The organism is Bacteroides neonati, from assembly GCF_000499785.1.
Lineage (GTDB): Bacteria > Bacteroidota > Bacteroidia > Bacteroidales > Bacteroidaceae > Bacteroides > Bacteroides neonati.
The window spans coordinates 782,128-800,393 of sequence record NZ_HG726020.1 but is presented as its reverse complement, the minus strand read 5'-3'; the positions used below and the strand labels follow the sequence as shown (position 1 = coordinate 800,393).

General features: G+C 43.0%; 15 protein-coding genes. 9 read left to right on the top strand and 6 right to left on the bottom strand.

Annotated features, from left to right (window positions below; all coding sequences use genetic code 11):
• The first annotated feature begins 16 nt into the window (after positions 1-16).
• The gene (locus tag TY03_RS06395) at positions 17-2,713 is read left to right on the top strand and encodes a transglutaminase-like domain-containing protein (RefSeq protein WP_042368351.1); all 2,697 of its coding nucleotides are present in this window, start codon (positions 17-19) and stop codon (positions 2,711-2,713) included.
• 17 nt (positions 2,714-2,730) lie between these two features.
• On the opposite strand, the gene TY03_RS06390 is transcribed toward TY03_RS06395, so the two are convergent.
• From TY03_RS06390 to TY03_RS06375, 4 genes are all read right to left on the bottom strand, one after another.
• Complete coding sequence (locus TY03_RS06390; RefSeq protein WP_042368349.1) at positions 2,731-3,471, bottom strand: copper homeostasis protein CutC; 741 nt, start codon at positions 3,469-3,471, stop codon at positions 2,731-2,733.
• A gap of 69 nt (positions 3,472-3,540) precedes the next feature.
• Complete coding sequence (gene rny, locus TY03_RS06385) at positions 3,541-5,076, bottom strand: ribonuclease Y (protein WP_042368346.1); 1,536 nt, start codon at positions 5,074-5,076, stop codon at positions 3,541-3,543.
• Between the two features lie 118 nt (positions 5,077-5,194).
• Entirely contained in the window at positions 5,195-5,485 is a 291-nt protein-coding gene (locus TY03_RS06380; RefSeq protein ID WP_042368344.1) for a cell division protein ZapA, read from the bottom strand.
• Between the two features lie 13 nt (positions 5,486-5,498).
• Positions 5,499-5,792 (bottom strand): hypothetical protein, encoded by a 294-nt coding sequence (locus tag TY03_RS06375; RefSeq protein WP_042368342.1) that lies wholly within the window; start codon positions 5,790-5,792, stop codon positions 5,499-5,501.
• Between the two features lie 292 nt (positions 5,793-6,084).
• Here TY03_RS06375 and TY03_RS06370 point away from each other — a divergent pair, with 292 nt between their 5' ends.
• The 3 genes from TY03_RS06370 (at position 6,085) to TY03_RS06360 (ending at position 12,241) form a co-directional block, all read left to right on the top strand.
• A complete protein-coding gene (locus TY03_RS06370) occupies positions 6,085-7,524 on the top strand; it encodes an IS4 family transposase (RefSeq protein ID WP_042366734.1) in 1,440 nt (479 codons plus the stop codon).
• Positions 7,525-8,108: 584 nt separating this feature from the next.
• Positions 8,109-9,983 (top strand): OmpA family protein, encoded by a 1,875-nt coding sequence (locus TY03_RS06365; protein ID WP_052332409.1) that lies wholly within the window; start codon positions 8,109-8,111, stop codon positions 9,981-9,983.
• Positions 9,984-10,072: 89 nt separating this feature from the next.
• Positions 10,073-12,241 carry a collagen-like triple helix repeat-containing protein gene (locus tag TY03_RS06360; RefSeq protein ID WP_042368340.1) on the top strand — a complete coding sequence of 723 codons (2,169 nt, stop codon included), beginning with the start codon at positions 10,073-10,075 and terminating at the stop codon, positions 12,239-12,241.
• 201 nt (positions 12,242-12,442) lie between these two features.
• Here the strand turns inward: TY03_RS06360 and TY03_RS06355 are convergent, their stop codons facing one another.
• Entirely contained in the window at positions 12,443-13,726 is a 1,284-nt protein-coding gene (locus tag TY03_RS06355) for an IS1380 family transposase (RefSeq protein WP_042366226.1), read from the bottom strand.
• Between the two features lie 862 nt (positions 13,727-14,588).
• On the opposite strand from TY03_RS06355, the gene TY03_RS06350 reads away from it, so the two are divergent.
• From TY03_RS06350 to TY03_RS06340, 3 genes are read left to right on the top strand one after another with little or no spacing between them, the layout of a single operon-like run.
• Entirely contained in the window at positions 14,589-15,200 is a 612-nt protein-coding gene (locus TY03_RS06350) for a hypothetical protein (protein WP_042368338.1), read from the top strand.
• Complete coding sequence (locus tag TY03_RS06345) at positions 15,193-15,480, top strand: winged helix-turn-helix domain-containing protein (RefSeq protein WP_042368336.1); 288 nt, start codon at positions 15,193-15,195, stop codon at positions 15,478-15,480. The genes TY03_RS06350 and TY03_RS06345 overlap by 8 nt, the downstream gene beginning before the upstream one ends.
• A 5-nt stretch (positions 15,481-15,485) precedes the next feature.
• Complete coding sequence (locus tag TY03_RS06340; RefSeq protein ID WP_042368333.1) at positions 15,486-16,052, top strand: phosphorylase family protein; 567 nt, start codon at positions 15,486-15,488, stop codon at positions 16,050-16,052.
• On the opposite strand, the gene TY03_RS06335 is transcribed toward TY03_RS06340, so the two are convergent.
• Positions 16,019-16,381, bottom strand: coding sequence for a YbaN family protein (locus tag TY03_RS06335; RefSeq protein WP_042368332.1), 363 nt, complete (start codon positions 16,379-16,381; stop codon positions 16,019-16,021). The two genes, TY03_RS06340 and TY03_RS06335, sit on opposite strands and share 34 nt — an antisense overlap.
• A 141-nt stretch (positions 16,382-16,522) precedes the next feature.
• On the opposite strand from TY03_RS06335, the gene TY03_RS06330 reads away from it, so the two are divergent.
• A complete protein-coding gene (locus TY03_RS06330) occupies positions 16,523-17,374 on the top strand; it encodes a phosphodiester glycosidase family protein (protein WP_042368330.1) in 852 nt (283 codons plus the stop codon).
• 13 nt (positions 17,375-17,387) lie between these two features.
• Positions 17,388-18,260, top strand: coding sequence for a pyridoxamine kinase (locus tag TY03_RS06325; RefSeq protein ID WP_042368328.1), 873 nt, complete (start codon positions 17,388-17,390; stop codon positions 18,258-18,260).
• Positions 18,261-18,266: the final 6 nt, after the last annotated feature.

Genomic DNA, 18,266 nt, shown 5'->3' with positions numbered 1-18,266 from the left:
TATTATATATACAACTATGACCTATTTATCCCGTACTCTGATTGTATCGTTACTTGCCGTTTGTCTGTTTTCGTGCAGCGAATCTCATTTTATAACCGATGAGGCTTACCGGCATCAAGTAATGAACGATTTTGAGATGAAGAAGCAACAGCTTCCCAAAGGTAATCTTTTTGCGGTGTGTGATGATGCATCGCTGAGTGTTCATGAGCGAGAGGCTTTGATGTTTCTCTATGCCTATATGCCTATAGGCGATATAACCGACTATCCGGGCGAGTATTACGTGGAGAATATTCGCTTGTCGAAGCAGGCCAGTGATGAAATGCCTTGGGGCAAGGTTGTTCCCAATGAGCTGTATCGCCACTTCGTATTGCCTGTTCGGGTCAATAACGAGAATCTGGATGATGCCCGGCGTGTGTTCTATGGCGAACTGAAAGACCGTGTGAAAGGCTTGTCGATGAAAGATGCGATTCTCGAAGTGAATCACTGGTGTCATGAGAAAGTGGTTTACACCCCGAGTGATGCACGTACCAGTTCGCCACTGGCATCGGTCAAGACGGCTTACGGTCGTTGTGGCGAAGAGTCTACCTTTACGGTGGCCGCTCTCAGAGCGGTAGGTATTCCTGCCCGTCAGGTATATACCCCCCGTTGGGCACATACCGACGATAACCATGCGTGGGTAGAGGCTTGGGCAGATGGAAAGTGGTACTTTCTAGGTGCTTGCGAACCCGAACCTGTATTAAATCTCGGATGGTTCAATGCTCCTGCCAGTCGGGGAATGCTGATGCATACCAAAGTATTCGGGCGCTACAACGGTGCCGAAGAGACGATGGAAGAAACCCCCAACTACACCGAGATTAATGTGATCGAAAACTATGCACCCACCGGCAAGGGGGTAGTGTTGGTTCAGGATGCTAACGGACAACCGGTAGCCGATGCCAAAGTAGAATATAAGGTTTATAACTATGCCGAGTTCTACACCGTTGCCACTAAAAAGACAGGCAGTAAAGGCGAGACTTCGCTCACTGCCGGTAAAGGAGATATGTTGGTATGGGCCTCGAAAGGCGATCGATTCGGATATGGCAAACTGTCATTCGGCAAAGCCGATACTTTATTGCTGACGTTAGATAAGAAAGAAGGAGAGAGCTATTCGATACCTTTTGATCTGGTTCCTCCGGTCGAAAATACGTTCTTACCCGAGGTAACTCCCGAACAACGGGCTGCCAATACGCTTCGCATGGCGCAGGAAGACTCTATCCGCAATGCCTATGTAGCAACCTTTATCACCCAGAAGCAGATCGACGAACTGTTGAGCCGTATAGCCAAAGGCGATGCTACTCAGTCGGCTGTGATTGCACGCTTCCTTACCGGTTCGAGAGGCAATCATCAGACATTGGTTGATTTTCTGACAGCTGCAGCTGCCGGCAATAGATTGCCCGATGCCGTTGATCTCCTACAAACACTTTCGGCTAAGGACCTTCGCGATGTGTCTATCGAGGTACTTAACGATCATTTTACTCATTCCGGCAAAGGGGAATATGCGCAGGCCGATTTTGTAAGTGATATACTCAACCCTCGTGTGAGCAATGAAATGATTACTCCTTATAAGTCGTTCTTTCAGGCTCAGGTTGATAAAGCCGATGCCGAACGTTTCCGTCGCGACCCGCAACAGTTGGTGGAGTGGTGTAAGAAGGAAATTATGCCGGCCAATGAGTTGAATGTTCAGCGTATTCCTATTTCGCCTGCCGGTGTATGGAAAGCAAGAATGGCTGACGAACATTCACGCGATATCTTCTTCGTTTCGTTGGCACGCAGTTTGGGGATACCTGCCCGCATAGACGCGGTTACCGGAAAGGTGCAATACCTAACAGTCAACCCTGCCAACCAACAGCTGCAGACCGTTGATGTAGACTTTGATAAGGCCAAACCGACGCAACAAGCAACAGGTACACTCATGGCAACCTTTCAAAGCAAGCCCGCCTTGAAAGATCCGAAGTACTACGCTCACTTTACGCTTTCTAAATACAAGAACGGAACCTTTCAACTGCTCAATTATGATGAAGGGGATGTAGACATGGGTGGCGGTGCTACCTGGTCGAACTTATTGAAGAATGGTACCAAACTCGATACAGGCTATTATATGATGGTAACCGGAACGCGTCTGGCCAGTGGCGAGGTATTGGCTACCGCCTCGTTCTTTACCATTGAGGCCGGAAAGACCACTACCGTAGATTTAACCATGCGCGAAAGTAAAGACAAGGTGCAGGTGATTGGTAACTTCAATTCCGAATCGACCTATCTGCCCATTGGTAGTAGCGAGCCTACAACGGTGCTGAAAACTTGTGGCCGTGGATATTTCGTTGTCGCAGTGCTTGGTGCCGGACAAGAGCCTACCAACCATGCACTCAGAGACATCGCTGCTTTGAGTGGTGACTTTGAAAAATGGGGACGTAAGCTGGTACTGCTTTTCCCCGACGAAGCACAATATAAGAAGTTCCGTCCGGCCGATTTCCCCGGATTGCCTTCGACAATCGTTTACGGTATCGACAAAGATGGAGCCATTCAGAAGCAGATAGCTCAAGGCATGAAACTGCCCAATGCAACAATTCTGCCGATGTTTATCGTAGCCGATACATTCAACCGGGTGGTTTTTGTTTCGCAAGGCTATACCATCGGATTGGGCGAACAACTGATGAAAGTAATCCATGGGCTATAGCCCATGGATTGTTCCGGTCAGATAGACGAGATGGTTTTTCTTACCCGTTCGGCCGTTGTTACATTCCGTTCGTATTCATCAATGCGAACGGTACCGCCCATCGATACGGCTTCGTTCTTATAACGCATGCCGCTTTTCACGCATTCGCGTGCCGAGAAATGAAACTCCCGGATGCCTGTTTCCGAAGCGATACGGGCTATATTCCCCTCATTCACACCACAGCCCGCCAGCAGGATGATTCGTCCTGCTGCCTGTTGGTGTAATTCCTTAAGCAGCGGAATGCCTTGTTCGGCTGTAGCCTGCTGTCCCGAAGTCAATATTCGTTCGCACCCCAGTGCAATTAGTTGTTCCAATGCTTGTTGCGGTTGTTTGCATACATCAAAGGCTCTGTGAAAGGTAACCGATAATCCCTCTGCTGCCTTCATGAGTGTTTTCATGGCATCCAAGTCTATCTCTCCATCGGCTGTCAGGCAACCGAATACTACTCCATCGGCCTTTAATTGGCGGGCTGCTTCGATATCTTTCACCATGGTGCTGAGTTCGACGGGCGAATAGAGAAAGTCTCCTCCGCGCGGACGGATAATGACGTGCAGCTTTATCTGCAATAACTCCCGGGCGGTGGCTATTTCGCCCCACGAAGGAGTTGTTCCGCCCTCGGGTATGCCCGCACATAATTCTACACGTTGGGCTCCTCCCTTTTGGGCTGCCAGACAGCTTTCTACCGAATTGGTACAAATCTCGAACCGATATTTTTCCATATTTATAAGAATGGGTATTAAAAAAGGGCGAATTGCTTCGCCCTTATCTGTTTTATTTTCTTCTTTGATTTACTTAGCGAAGCTCACTGCGCGCGTTTCGCGGATAACGGTGATCTTCACCTGTCCCGGATACGTCATCTCGTCTTGTATCTTCTTCGCAATTTCGCCCGACAGGTTTTCGGTTTGCTTGTCGTCGATCTTGTCTGCACCTACAATGACACGCAACTCGCGTCCTGCCTGGATAGCGTAAGTCTTCGTTACACCCGGATAAGACATAGCCAACTGTTCGAGGTCGTTCAATCGTTTGATATAAGCCTCTACAATTTCGCGGCGAGCACCGGGGCGTGCGCCCGAGATGGCATCGCAAACCTGTACGATAGGAGCCAATAAGCTGGTCATCTCTGTTTCGTCGTGGTGAGCACCGATGGCGTTGCAGATATCCGGTTTCTCTTTGAACTTCTCGGCCAGTTTCATACCCAGCAAAGCATGTGGCAATTCGGGCTCTTCATCAGGCACCTTACCAATATCGTGCAATAATCCGGCGCGTTTGGCTTTCTTGGGGTTCAATCCCAATTCGGCTGCCATTACCGAGCAGAGGTTGGCTGTTTCGCGTGCGTGTTGCAGCAAGTTCTGACCGTATGACGAGCGATACTTCATTTTACCGATGATACGGATCAGTTCCGGATGCAATCCGTGAATACCCAAGTCGATGGTTGTGCGCTTACCTGTTTCGATAATCTCTTCTTCCACCTGCTTGCGCACCTTCGATACCACCTCTTCGATACGAGCCGGGTGAATACGACCGTCGGTAACCAGTTGATGCAATGCCAAACGGGCAATTTCGCGACGCACGGGGTCGAAGGCCGAAAGTACAATGGCTTCGGGGGTATCGTCTACTACGATTTCGACACCGGTTGCTGCTTCCAAGGCACGGATATTGCGTCCTTCGCGACCAATGATACGTCCTTTGATTTCGTCCGATTCGATGTGAAATACTGTCACCGAGTTTTCGATCGCCGTTTCGGTTGCTACCCGCTGAATCGACTGTACAACGATGCGCTTAGCCTCCTTATTGGCGGTTAGTTTGGCATCGTCCATGATGTCGTTGATAAATGACTGAGCCTGCGTTTTAGCCTCTTCTTTCAGTGATTCTACCAAGCGTTCCTTGGCATCGTCGGCCGAAAGACCCGAGATAGCTTCCAGCTTCTCAATTTCCTGGTGTTGTAGTTTATCGAGTTCTTCTTTCTTCTTGTCTACAATGACCAGTTGCACTTCGAGGTTTTCTTTCACTGCGTCTGCTTCCAACTTTTTGCGCTGAAGCTCTTCTTGACGCTGTGTCAGTACCATTTCGCGTTGTTTCAGTTTATTTTCGGCCTGCTGAATCTTTTGATTGCGCAGGGCTACTTCTTTTTCGAGATCTGCCTTTTTGTTCAGGAACTTCTCCTTCACTTCCAGCAGTTTGTTTTTCTTGATTACCTCTGCTTCGATCTCTGCTTCTTTGAGCAAATTATCGTATCTGGCCTTCAGCCCGTATTTAAAGAATACGTACGATAGAACGCCACCTACGACGAAGCAAGCAATGGATGCTCCTATTATTACTATCATTGTCAATTAAATTATTATATAAATAAAAAACGCACCGCCAAACACTCGAAAATTCTTTCTTTCGGGTATCTTGCAGTGCGTGAATTTCTTTTTTAATAAAACGCGGAGAACGGGAAGATTATTCGTTTTTCAAATATTGATCCAGTACTTCCGTCAATTCATCTATCTTGGCCGCATACGGCTGGGTGTCATTTCGTTGTGTTAGCATCAAGTTCTCATGCGAAAACTGATAGGCTACCATGGCCAGAATCTTTTCCGGCGATAGGGTCTTGTAATGCTCCCGGTACGTATTTAGTCTGATATTGACCTGCTTGGCTGCTTCTCTTACACTTTCTTCTTCCTCACGGTTGATGGTGAGCGGATAGTATGAGTCGGCTATCAACAGGTTTATCTTTATTTTATCGTTCATACATCTCCTTATTTTATTCGTTCAACAGAGCGATGCATTTGTCGACTTCACGCACTAATTTAGACAATCGCAGCTTTGTCTCTTTTACATCGCTGCCGTTAAGGCTGATTGTCGTAGCTGTTTTTAGGTTGGTGTAGCAGGCTTCCAATTCTGTATATTCGGCCTTTACCTTCTCGCTCTTCTGCTTCTCTGATTCAAGAAGTAGCTTTAACTCAGCGTTTTCGCGCTTTAATTTATCATGCAGATAGATTAAATGTCGCAACTTTGTTTCAAAGGTGTTTAATAACTTTTTTTCTTCTTCTGTCATTACTACACTAAAATTGTACACAAAAATACGATTAACTCTGAGATTACAAAAACTTTTTGCAAGAAATAACTTGTTTGGAGAGAAAAAAGTTACTTGTGAATACTTTTGTGCCTCATTTTTGCTGCCGGAAAGAGAAGTATCTCAAATGATGCCGGTTAGTTAATATCTCAAGTTTCGGATTTAGGCTGACATCCTAATTCTAGACATAAAAAAAGCTTTGAGACTTTCCGTAAATCTCGGAAATTTAGTAAATTAGCAGTGACCAAACAACTAATTAACCATTCTCAAAGCCATGAGCAAAATTACTAAAATTCCGTCAGAAATCCGCAATATTTTGAGTGAAAAACGCCGTTGCTCTGTGATGGACTCATTTTCAGGACTGTTAGAGTCTCTTCATCTTGACAGCCGTTGTCTTGGAGGGAACAAACGTGAAAACTGTCAGTTGACCAATCTTCAGCTGTTTCAGATTCTTGTCCTGATGCCGTTTTTCGCCATAAAAGGTTTTTCCCATTATCCTGATTCGGCTTTAAGTCGAATGTTCGGCGGCAAGAAGGATGTCTTGTATTCGTTTATGTCACATGATAATATCAACTGGCGCAATCTGATATACCGCATTGTTGTCAAGCTGATAGCCAAAGTGACTAACCGTCAGGATTTCAAGAAGAGTCATCTTCCTGTAGTACTCATCGCTGATGACTCTGACTTGCCTAAAACCGGAATGCGTATGGAGTCTATCGGCAAGATATTCTCACATGTTCATCAGAAATGTATTCTTGGGTATAAAGCGCTTATGCTGTGCTGGAGTGACGGGCGCACCCAGTTTATGCTTGACTCATCTCTGCATGGAGAGAAAGGCAAGGTAGAGGGTAAGGAACAGGGGTTAAGCGCAAAGCAACGACAGAACCGTTATAATAGGAAACGAGATGAGAACTCCCATGTGGCCAAACGTAAAGAGGAATATTTCATGAGTAAGGGAAAGAAACTCATTGAAATGGTCAGACGCGCCATCAAAGCAAAGATTCCTTTTGAATATCTGCTTGTTGACAGTTGGTTCACTTGTTCCGGGCTTGTCGATTTCGTATACAACAGTCATAAGAAGTTTCACTTGTTAGGGATGGCAAAGATGGGTAATACCAAATATCTCACCAAAAAGTGGGGTGAACTGACGGCAAAAGCCATAATCAGTAAGCTGCTGGGCTCTAAATCTGTGATATACAGTAGACGGTACCGTTGCCACTATGCGTCGGTGGACGTGATGCTCGGTGGGCGCAAGGTGCGGCTGTTCTTCTGTCGCAGAGGAAAGAGAGAGGGATGGAAAATATTGCTGACAACCAATGTAAAACTTGATTTCTTGCGGGCATATGAAATCTATGCAATGCGTTGGGCTATTGAGGTTTTCTTTGCCGATAGCAAGCGATTGCTTAATCTTGCAGGATGCTCGGCAAGAGACTTTTCCTCGCAGATAGCGCACGTATCACTGGTTATGATACGCTACAATTTGCTTGCCTCGGTAAAAAGGAGTCTGGACTACGAAACAATCGGTGGGTTGTTCAACGATATTTTTGCCGGAGTACACGAACTGACTGTTATGGAGAAGATATGGGCAATCATATTAGAAGTAGTGGCAGTCGTGGCTGAACTCACAGGGGCTGATGAAGAGCAACTGATGATACAGATCATAGAAAATGACAGACGACTTGCAGCACTCCGAGCGTACGCTCAAACGGCTTGATTTCTAAATCCGAAACTTGAGTTAATATGCTCAAACATTCACTGTTTTGAGTATGTATTCCTAGCAAAATAAATTGAAGAATGAAATAGACGCTTCTCTTACATGCCGATCTTCATTGTTCTATTTTGATATTACATAATGTTAATGATATTCTACGGTTAAGTTTCGTTTAAATCTGACTTTCTTTATTTGACTTATTCCTTTATAAATGAATTAGATAAAGCATACTCTTCTTAAGGAATCAAAAATACAGATTTTCTCTAAATTAGGTGTTAATCTTTAAGCGCGCGCACAGAGCCGCGTTGGTTATATTAGCACGGCTTTCCCTGAAAAAAGAATAAGCATAATTACAGGTATTCATGCTTTTTTAATATATTCGTATCAGTATTGATGTGTTTAGGGTATTATTTATTTTAGTGTATTTCAACTCTTTTTATGTTTTGTAAAATAATATATTTTATAGGTTATTGATATCTGATATTTAAAGGGTTCGTTAAATTGGTCATTGGCAATTCGAATGAAAAAAATATAGTTTACAATATAATTCGGCAAACTAAAAAATAACAATTTAAATCAACGAAAGAATGAAGAAAACAGTATTACTCATCTGGTTAACACTAGCTGTTAGCTTGTTAAATCTGCTTCCGGTTTGTGCACAAGTTACGCAACACAAAGGCATTGTGGCAGCAAAAACAACAGAAATTAAAAAAGTATTTCCTTATTGGTATGTCGGTGCAGGTTACTCTGTGCCTCTCATGTTTGGCGATGTATATTCGCTTACCGAACCGAAAAAACACTTTGGAAGTCGGTTTGACTTGAAGTTGGGTTATCGCTTTTCTAATATTTTTGGATTGGAGTTTGGTGCCTCTATTGGAAAAATGAAAGCCTCTTCGCGCAACTTCTCTAAAGATTTTATACTGGGTAACGATGGCATGACTTATTATCCGTATACACTGGTCGATGGACAAGAATATTCCGTCTATCCTGATCTTTTTGGCTTTTGGGATAAGAACAGTGAGAATGCTCATCTCACAGGGGTGAAATATTCAGATATATATGCCAAAGTTTGCTATATGCAGTTCGCACTGCAAGGAGTATTTAATCTGAATAGAATGTTTATGGAGGTGCCGACTGATAAAGAACAGTTTTTGTCTGTACTCGTTAAACCTGGTATATATTTGCAGAAGTTTTCTTCGCAAGCTTATGCTAAAGCTAATGATAAGGAAATTGCTCCTAAGGTAAAAACCTCGCCGAGCATAGGATTGGGTGGAGATATTGCATTGCACTTTCGCCTTACCCGTCAGTTGGGTTTGGAATTAAGCAGTGGGCTTGTTTGGGTTAATAATCAGAATTTTGATGGGATACGCACAATGAAGCGTTCAAAAGATGACTATATCTGGTCTTCCGGTGCAACCATCATTTGGAAATTTGGAAGAAAGACTGAATTAAAGCCGAAGCTTACATCTGTTGATATAGCTCCCATTCCTAAGCAGGAGGAAAAAAACGAGAGTGCAATATTCCGGACTTTTGCATTCTCTTTTTTAACTCCAGACATAACCACTCGAAAGGAACGCAGCTTTTCAGATGAGGCAATGCTTTATTTTCCAGTTTCAAAATGGGATATTATTCCTTCGCTAAACTATAATCAGGTAGAATTGGATAAAATAGCAGTCGCGTTCTCAAAGCTAAAAAGTGATGAAGACTTGACTATGGAACGAATCTCAGTAACAGGCTATGCCTCTCCCGAAGGAGATGAAGCATTTAATAAAGTCTTGTCATATAATCGGGCGAAAGCTGTTGGAGACTATATTTCAAGATTGTATCGATTTCCTACAAATCAGATAGATATTATAGGTAAAGGCGAAGATTGGGAAGGATTGCAGAAGTCTGTAGAAAGGTGGGCGTATCCGAATAAAGAACAGATCGTGCTAGTGTTGGATCAAAACATTGCCGTCGGGCAGAAAAAAGCTAAACTGAAGTTACTTGGTGAGCCTTATTATAAAATGTCAGCAACTCTTTACCCGGCGTTGAGGAGAAATGAATATACATTCCATTATTCAGTGAAGCCTTATGAAGTAGCTGACGCAGTTAAAATTATTCAAGTATCCCCTGAGAAGTTGAGTGCTGAAGAGATGATCTCTGTAGCCAATCAGTATCCTATGGGGGATGCAAACTTTGAAACAACTGTAGATGTTGCATTTAAATTTTATCCGGCACATCCTTTGGTGAACATATATAAGGCTTTGGTCGAATTGCTTAGAGATAACGCACCAGCCGCTCAAACTTATTTAGATAGAGTCTCTTCAGACAGTCGGGCGTGGAATCTAATGGGAGTTATGTATGCAAAACTCGGCAACCGGCAATTGTCCGAGCAGTATTTTCAAAAGGCAATAGATAATGGCGATAAAAATGCAGTGCAAAACATGAATAATTTTGCCTCTAATCGTTACTCAAAATAACCGGAACACGGTTTTCCCTCTCTAAGAATCAGAAAAATAGAGAAAAGGTAAAGTGAAATAAAAGTCAAATTTAAAACATAAGTAATAAAATGAAACGAGTAATTAGGATATGTCTTGCTTGTACTGTTTTAGTTAGTACGCTCCTGGCAAGTTGTTATAAAGAAGATGTTAGTACACTATATAGCCGTCAATATGTATTGGCGGAAAGTTTGAAGAGTATTAATGAAAGAATCACTATTATAAATGCGGATATAAAGCAGCTTAAGGAACTTTATGAAATACTTAATAACAAGCCCATTGCCTCCAATCTGGTCTATACAATTCTACCTGGTAACGATACGATAGGTGTTACAGTTACGTTAGGAGATACCGATTTCTATGTTCCCTTCGGGAAAAATGGAAAAAACGGAATAGATGGGCTGACCCCACGTATAGGAGCAAACGGAAACTGGGTGATAGGTAATACGGATGTAGGTATTCCGGCGAGAGGAAAAGACGGAAAAGACGGTGTCTCACCACACATTGGAGAGAATGGCAACTGGTTTATAGGTGATAAAGATACAGGCGTTTTGGCCAAAGGACAAGATGGAACCAACGGACAGGACGGTGTTGCAGGGCGAGATGGAATAACGCCTACTATTGAGATCAGTAAAGATGGATATTGGATGTTCAATGGTGAGATAACAAATTATAAGGCTGTTGGAGTCGATGGAAAGGATGGTGGTATACCTGTTGTTAGTGCGGCTCAAGATTTATCAAACCCTGACGATCAAAACTTTTATTGGACTATAAAATATCCCGATAAAGAAGCTGTTTTTTTGGTTGTAAATGGACAAAAGATTCGTGCAAATGCGATTGATGGACAAAACGGAGAATCAGGAGCGCAAGGGCCACAAGGAGCACAAGGGCCACAAGGGGAGCCTGGAACGGAAAGTTTTGTTACCAATATTGAGCAATCTTCCGATGGAACGAAAATTACCATTACCACCAAGTTTGGAGATACATTTGTTGTGCCCATTGTTAAAGTGGATTTTAAGTTGCTTTCGCAAGGGATAGCAGACGAAAATAACGTTATTAACTATGTTTCTGCAGGGCAGGTTATTGAGGTTCCTTATCAAAGTAGTGATAATGTTACCAGTATACGTAGCGTTCTTCCTCCGGGTTGGAGTGCAGAACCCTTTATTTCTGCTAATCCTTCACAAAGAGTAATCAGGATCAAGGCACCTATTCTTATTGATCTGGATCGAGCCATGTTTAATGGAGATGCGGTATTTTATGCACTTGATGAGAAAGGAGCCGTTTTGACTCAGTTTATCAAGTTGCACTTAAATAAATATTTGTATATCAGTTATTTTTATAATCCTTTAAACTCTGTAGAACTGGGTCGACCCACTACTCCGCTAAATTCATTGGTACTACCTGCTAATGCAGTTCTAAAACAAGATTTTTTCAGACTCGATAATCTTGATTACGTTTTATCATTACAGAAGCAATATGGATATGGTACAGCTGAAAATAATCTTTCGGCAGACATCCGGAGATACCCTTCGTTCCAGCAAGACAAGCAAGAGAATGATGCTGATTCAAATTTTAAAATTGTTTCTGCTATTTATAATCCTGATAGTATAACTGCCTCTTATCTTATAGGGCTACAGAATAAGCCTAACGGATTTTGCCTTACACTGGAGAAATACGGTGACAACGAATTTTATAAGCCCATACCCTACAATACGTATATGGTACAGTACTCATATACGTTAAACAATGGTAGTAATAATGAAATTATACGTTTAAAACGGGCGGCTGCGATGATTCAGGTTTATGTAGGAGACTTTTGTACCTTTATGGGTGTTGATGAAACTTTGTTCGATATTTCAAAAGTTACTCTTCGAATGACGCAAACCACATCAATTCTGACATCTGTTTATTCTAAATTTAACGCGGTAACAACCGAGGTTCGCAGCAATGCAATGAAATATGATACGGAAAGTAAAGTCTTGACATGTAATTTTGCAATTCTATGCACTCAAACTGGAGATTATTCGTTAGACCTCTTATATGATGGCGTGCTAAAGCAAAGATGGAATCGACCGCTTCAATCCATGTTAATTCAATCGGATAATTTTGCCGAAATTCATGTTAATCAAACTCAAAGACCTTTTGCTGGCACTGCTCCTATGACAAACTATATAGGTGTCATAGACAATGCCACTCAAGTAGGGAACTATAGAGCGGGTTCAACCACAAAATTGTACTAGGTTTTGATTAGATAACTCTGCTAATGTAAAACCTCAAATCCGCAGCTAATTTATAACTGATTCAAATAGCGATTTAATTCACCTAATAGTTCCTACTCGTAGCTTTTCCCCCTGCTTTTCTCCTTGATTTCAGGTTATAGGGCATAGCTTCCCCTTTCCCCAGTTAGCTGAAGGCATAAGTAATCCCACGAAAAGTTGTTTTTACGGACTCCAAAGCAACTTGTATGGTTTGTCGGAATAAATATTGAGTACCCATTGTCTGCCTGTCTTTACCCATTTCGCAGGAACTGTAATGAATCGAAAGATAAATCGTTTGACTCGGCTTACCGGTTCAATATCTTCAAACACGGCTGCAACCTTCTCAATAAGGTAAGCATAAAAGTTTTTAGCCATGGCTGTAAGTAGCAGGAATACTGTATTCTCTTTGAGGAATGAACAGGGAAGATGACTCCACCCGAAATCGTTATTCATCATGTCGAATGTTCTTTCACAGGCTCCACGAGCATTGTAGAAGAGTACAATGTCTTTTTCAGAACTTTCATGGTCATTGGTTAAGATGCACCGATAGGTGTATTCACCATCAAATAGGTCCAATTGGTTGTCCTTACGCTTTTGCCTTTGAATAACAAGTCGGTAGTTTTCTTCTTGCAAAAAGGAAGTAAAAGGTATGGAGGTCACTTCATAATTCTCGAAGTTGATTTCTTCTTTTTTCCAATCTGTGATTTTCGTCATTTCTTCATACAGAGACTGACATTTGCCGGCTCGTATGTAGAACTTGTTGCAGTAGCCATGTGTCATACGGATAATCTCTTCCGAATAAGAACCACAGTCCATCCGGCAACGGTCTATGAATATTCCCCTATCGGCCAAACGACGAAAAGTCCGTTGGAGCGTATCCGCTTGACGAAAACGGACATTTGCGTTTGCGGCCCGATTTTCCACACCAACAATGTTACCACCAATAGTTGCCGTGCCGGGGAAATAACCACGTTTTTTCTTGTAAGAATACTGAGTGTCATACTTTTCTGTGGGAATAAACTGGTGGTCGAAGTCCAAGTTATAAAGCGTGTTTGGCTTGAGTTGTTCTGTTTGAAGGAGCATATCGAGCATCAAACTATTAAGCTGTTCCGCCTTATTGAAAGCATAGCTTGCTCCTTTTTGGGAAGTATAGTGGATATCCAATTCTGCGAGTTCTTTTATGCCTCTCAATAAAGTATCCGGACTGGGGATTTCAGTATCCGGGCGTAATTCAAGATGTTTGCCAAGGTGTTTGCCGATATCTTCGATGTGGTCACCGCCGCAATAGTAGATCCAAAATAGGCTCGAAATAATTTCGCTATATTGGTAACCGGCGTAGGAAGAACGTAATCCTAAAGATTTATCGATCACGGAATTCAGTCCTAAACGAGAAAATTCATCCATTGCGTAAAATATACCCCCAAAAGGAGTGATATTATCTGATTTTATGGCTATTTTTGTTGTCATATGCACAAGTACCTTTATGGTTTGTTTGGTAGCACTAATTTAGGTGAATCTTGTGACATAACCAAACCTTGAGGATGTTATTCATCCTCAAGTGTTTGGATTCTCTGAAAATAATATGACTGCGGATTTAAGGTAAAAGGCATTTGGATATTATTCCAAATGCCTTTTTTTTGACTGTATATAGATAATGTAATAAAAACGCATGAATAGCTTATGGCTTAACACTATTAACTCTTTCCCTGATTCCTTCATTTGCTCTTGTCCAAAAGTACGTACTTTTGGAATGAATGACTACCTATTCTTTAGTATGAAAAGTACGTATTTAACACACCATTAAAATAGTTATTTTACAGATGAGGAAAAGTAACTTGATGATGGATTTGGATTTATTTTATATCTAGTTGATAATTAGTTGTTTGTTTCGCTATTTTGTGCAGTTCTCTATTTGTGTTTCCTTCACTCACTGCACGTTTTATTTGTTTTATAGTTCGTGTGTTTTTCAAAGATACTTGTGTATTTACCAACTCCATCTGTTCATAGACGAAAGATTAAAATTACCTTTCATATCTCTTACATACTTTTATTATAAAAAGATTTATAATATTATTTGGTTTATAAAATAAACTAGTTATATTTGCAGCAGATTCGAATCTGTTAATGAACTTGAATTATGTACTTAATACGCTTAGTTTATGAAAAGAAACCACGTAAAAGTTCTATTGCCCCCCTTGATAGGAATAGCAATCCTCTCTGGCCTTTTGCAAGGATATATCCTTGATTTTTCCTGTTTTTGCTTGTTGTAAAGCAACTGGAAGTAAATGAATAAACAAAACTTAGAATAAACTTAAAAAAAAGAATAACAATGGAAGACAAAAAAATGAGTGAGCAAGAAAGTTTAGAACTTATCTCGCAAGTAATTCGTGATTCAAGAAAAAGTGTAGCATACAAAGCCGGTAGCTTTTCTCTCATTTGGGGGTATATCACAGTGATTGTTTCCCTGCTGGTTTATACCGGATTTGCGTTGACCGGCTATCATGAGGTGGCTTGGTTGTGGTTTTTAATTCCGGTAGGAGGTTGTTTGGCTATGTGGCGACTGGGGTTGAGTCAGAAGTCGCTTAAACGAACTTACTTCGACCGGGTCATCAATCAGGTATGGATGGTATTGGGTTTGGTTGGCTGGGGGCTTTCGGTGGCCTGCGTGCTCCTTCCGGGCACTTTCTCCATCTTGTTTTTGATTAGCCTCATCATGAGTATGGGAGTGACGCTGACCGGCTGCATCGCCAGCTACAAAACCTATATCGGTTTTGGTATAACAGGCATTCTGCTCTCTTTTCTTTGCTTGGTTGTAAAAGGAGAGGAACAAATTCTTATTTTTGCTGCAATTTTTGTTATTATGATGATTATTCCCGGTCATTTATTGAATCGTGATGTACCCAGAGAGCAAGTATTAAACGAAAAGAAACAATATGTTTAAAGAACTAAATCCGTTACTCCACTCCGAACTGCGCTTGGCTGTGATGTCGTTGCTTATATCTGTCGAAGAGGCCGACTTTGTCTATATTCGCCAGCAAACCAAAGCAACGGCAGGCAACCTTAGCGTGCAGATTGATAAGTTGAATAAGGCGGGCTATGTGGAGGTGACCAAGATGTTTAAGGGCAAAATGCCTTGTACCGTCTGCAAAATAACTCCGCAAGGGGTCGATGCTTTTGAGGAATATGTAGAAGCACTGAAGAGTTATATCATTAAAAAATAGATTGTATGTTGAAAATACTGGTAACCAACGCCGTTCAAGGCGAATTTACAGAGATTAAGTGGCCCGATGCCGAGTTGTATTACGTGCGTACGGGCATCGGAAAGGTCAAAGCAGCTTATCATCTTTCCGAAGCGATCAATCAGGTACATCCCGATTTGGTCATTAATCTGGGTACGGCAGGTACGGTCAATCACCGGGTAGGAGACATCTTTGTCTGTCGCCGGTTTGTAGATCGCGATATGCGAAAACTAACCGATTTGGGAATGGAGTGGCAAATAGATTCGTCGCCACTACTTGCCGAAAAGGGCTATTGCACCGACTGGACCGAAGAGGGAACGTGTAATACAGGCGACGGATTCTTAACTGAGCTGACCCACGTCGAGGGCGATGTTATCGATATGGAAGCCTACGCAGAAGCGTTTGTATGCCGTGCCAAAGAGATACCGTTTATCTCTGTGAAGTATGTAACAGACGTGGTCGGACAGAACTCCGTGAAGCATTGGGAAGATAAACTAGCCGATGCCCGCGAAGGTCTTAGTCACTTTTTCAATGTTTTGAAAGAGAGAATATGATAAGTGACCCCTGCTGCAATAACGAACAGAAGTACTTTGACCCATATAAGCGGAATGAGGAAGAAGATGCAATAAAGCATCGTTCCCCACATTAATAGGAGCGAAGTAATTTTGGCACGCAGGGGAATCGCTTTGTTTTCGCGATAGTTACGGATGTATGGCCCCAGACGTTTCTGGCTCAATAACCACTGATACAACCGCGGCGAAGCTTTGAAGTAGAGTGCCGCAGTGAGTAGCAGAAAGGGTGTGGTGGGAAGCAACGGTACGAAAATACCAATGATGCCCAATGCTAAAGAGAAGCTGCCTAAGATGATACATAAGGTTTTCATGTGGCAAAGATACAGGTTGGAATCGACTCTGCCAAATGTTGGCGAGACGGAATAATAATCGTTCATTCCTTTTGTCGGACAACAAAAAACGGTATTTTTGCCAGTGATAACCCGATTCAACAGTCTTTTAATACATCTGTTATGAAATGTAAGCTCTTTCTTTTTCTCTTTTTCCTAACGACCGTTTTCGAACTTGCAGCACAAACACCGGCCGACTCATTGGCCATTGTGCATGCCTCTTGGCGACAAACCCCTCTTCGCAAAGGGATGCTATGCAAAGAAGCCGAATTCGCATCGCTGTATGGTGTTCCGCAGCACATTACCATTCTTGAGATCACACCGAAGAAATATCGTTTCGACGTATTGGTTCATTCCCCTAAGGCGGAAACCAGTAAGGCAGCACATGCCGCAGGAGCCGTTGCTGCTATCAATGGCTCTTACTTCGATATACGAAAAGGAAACTCGGTTTGCTACTTGCGCAAAGAGGGGGTAGTGATCGATTCGACCAACGCCGGTGCGCTATCGACGGTAGTGACCGGTGCCATTCATCTCCGCAAAGGAAAGATAGAGTTGATACCGTGGAACACGCAGGTGGAACGGCAATGGAATGCCAAGAAAGGAACGGTGCTTGCCTCCGGACCTTTGATGTTGCTCGACGGTGCGCCTTGCGATTTGAACAGTTGCAACCAGAACTTTGTTAATACCAGACATCCCCGCAGTGCTGTGTGCCAGTTAAAAGACGGTAAGGTACTGCTGGTTACTGTCGACGGTCGTTTCAAGGGAAAAGCCGAAGGCATACGCATCGCCGAGTTGGCGCATCTGTTGCGTATATTGGGAGGGAAGAATGCCCTGAACCTGGATGGAGGAGGTTCTACCACGTTGTGGAGCGCCTCTGCACCCGATAACGGGGTCTTGAACAAACCTTGCGATAACAGGCAGTACGATAGCCAAGGCGAGCGCGCTGTAGCCAACTCACTTTGTGTTTACCATTAAATATCGAACCAGCATGTATGCAAATAAAGTAAAGAAAATAGCAGCAGTACACGACCTCTCAGGAGTAGGTCGGGTCTCTCTTACGGTCGTTATTCCGGTTCTCTCTTCCATGGGTTTTCAGGTCTGTCCGCTTCCTACGGCCATCTTGTCTAACCATACGCAATACCCCGACTTTACCTTTCTCGACCTCACGGATGAGATGCCTCGCATTATTTCCGAGTGGACACGATTGGGCTTTCAGTTCGATGCCTTCTATACAGGCTATCTGGGTTCGCCCCGGCAGGTACAGGTTGTGTGCGACTTTATCGACGATTTTCGCCGCAATGACAGCTTGGTGGTAGTCGATCCGGTGTTGGGCGATAACGGTAAGCTTTATACCAACTTCGACGAAACAATGGTGCAGCAGATGCGGCAACTCATCACCAAAGCCGATGTGATTACCCCCAATATGACCGAACTGTTTTACTTATTGGGCGAACCCCATAAAGAAAAGAATACCGACGAAGAGCTGAAGCATTATCTTCGTCACCTCTCTGATATGGGCCCCGAGATAGTTATCATTACCAGTGTGCCCGTACTGAGCGACAGCCATAAAACTTCGGTCTATGCTTACAACAGGCAAGGCAACCGGTACTGGAAGGTGACTTGCCCTTACTTGCCCGCCCATTATCCCGGCACGGGAGACACCTTTACCAGTGTCATTACCGGTGCGTTGATGCAGGGTGATAGCCTGCCTATCGCGCTCGACCGGGCTACACAGTTTATTTTGCAAGGCATTCGCGCTACGTTTGGCTATGAATATGATAACCGGGAAGGTATTCTATTGGAGAAGGTGTTGCATAATCTGGATATGCCGATACAAAGCAGTAGCTACGAACTAATTTGATAAACC

Coding starts and splice junctions, on each gene's coding strand:
- TY03_RS06325 (WP_042368328.1), top strand. CDS start 17,388: ATGTATGCAAATAAAGTAAAGAAAATAGCAGCAGTACACGACCTCTCA.
- TY03_RS06375 (WP_042368342.1), bottom strand. CDS start 5,792: ATGACAGAAGAAGAAAAAAAGTTATTAAACACCTTTGAAACAAAGTTG.
- TY03_RS06395 (WP_042368351.1), top strand. CDS start 17: ATGACCTATTTATCCCGTACTCTGATTGTATCGTTACTTGCCGTTTGT.
- rny (WP_042368346.1), bottom strand. CDS start 5,076: ATGATAGTAATAATAGGAGCATCCATTGCTTGCTTCGTCGTAGGTGGC.
- TY03_RS06380 (WP_042368344.1), bottom strand. CDS start 5,485: ATGAACGATAAAATAAAGATAAACCTGTTGATAGCCGACTCATACTAT.
- TY03_RS06365 (WP_052332409.1), top strand. CDS start 8,109: ATGAAGAAAACAGTATTACTCATCTGGTTAACACTAGCTGTTAGCTTG.
- TY03_RS06360 (WP_042368340.1), top strand. CDS start 10,073: ATGAAACGAGTAATTAGGATATGTCTTGCTTGTACTGTTTTAGTTAGT.
- TY03_RS06370 (WP_042366734.1), top strand. CDS start 6,085: ATGAGCAAAATTACTAAAATTCCGTCAGAAATCCGCAATATTTTGAGT.
- TY03_RS06390 (WP_042368349.1), bottom strand. CDS start 3,471: ATGGAAAAATATCGGTTCGAGATTTGTACCAATTCGGTAGAAAGCTGT.
- TY03_RS06330 (WP_042368330.1), top strand. CDS start 16,523: ATGAAATGTAAGCTCTTTCTTTTTCTCTTTTTCCTAACGACCGTTTTC.
- TY03_RS06335 (WP_042368332.1), bottom strand. CDS start 16,381: ATGAAAACCTTATGTATCATCTTAGGCAGCTTCTCTTTAGCATTGGGC.
- TY03_RS06355 (WP_042366226.1), bottom strand. CDS start 13,726: ATGACAACAAAAATAGCCATAAAATCAGATAATATCACTCCTTTTGGG.
- TY03_RS06350 (WP_042368338.1), top strand. CDS start 14,589: ATGGAAGACAAAAAAATGAGTGAGCAAGAAAGTTTAGAACTTATCTCG.
- TY03_RS06340 (WP_042368333.1), top strand. CDS start 15,486: ATGTTGAAAATACTGGTAACCAACGCCGTTCAAGGCGAATTTACAGAG.
- TY03_RS06345 (WP_042368336.1), top strand. CDS start 15,193: ATGTTTAAAGAACTAAATCCGTTACTCCACTCCGAACTGCGCTTGGCT.